This window comes from Microbacterium sp. ZW T5_56 (assembly GCF_044987425.1).
Lineage (GTDB): Bacteria > Actinomycetota > Actinomycetes > Actinomycetales > Microbacteriaceae > Microbacterium.
The window spans coordinates 1-572 of sequence record NZ_JBJDRI010000081.1; the positions used below are offsets into that span (position 1 = coordinate 1).

General features: G+C 65.2%; 1 protein-coding gene. It reads right to left on the bottom strand.

Translation table 11 applies throughout. From position 1 onward, the window contains the following. Window positions 1–572 (bottom strand): mechanosensitive ion channel family protein (locus ACI3KU_RS18990; protein ID WP_404923895.1); only part of this gene is annotated, 572 nt, incomplete at both ends.

A 572-nucleotide genomic window follows, 5' to 3' on the forward strand; every position in this document is an offset into this window, starting at 1 on the left:
GCTCCTGCGCGACGTCGTCCTTGGCGTTCGCGCGCGCCTTGATGACGATCCTGACCACCAGGGCGTCACCGCCGATCGACTCGAGGCCCCAGAGCTCGGGCTTCTCGATGATGCGGGTGCGCCACTTCGGGTCCTTGGCGAGGTTCTGAGCCGTCTCCAGCATGGTCCGCTCCACCTGCTCCAGGTCGGAGTCGGCCGGAACGCCGAGATCGATGATCGCCCGAGCCCATCCCTGTGACATGTTCCCGATGCGCAGGACCTCGCCGTTGCGCACGTACCAGAGAGTGCCGTTCACATCGCGCACCTGGGTGATCCGCACGCTCACGTACTCGACGACGCCCGAGGCGAGGCCCAGATCGACGACGTCACCGATGCCGATCTGGTCTTCGGCGACGATGAAGATGCCGTTCAGGACATCCTTCACGATGTTCTGCGCGCCGAAGCCGAGCCCCGCGCCGACGGCGGCGGTGAGCAGCGTCAGCGAGCCGAGCAGGCCGGTATCGATGGCGTTCACAATGAGGACGATCGCGATCACCACGAGCATCACGTTGACGATGTTCTGCAGGATCGTG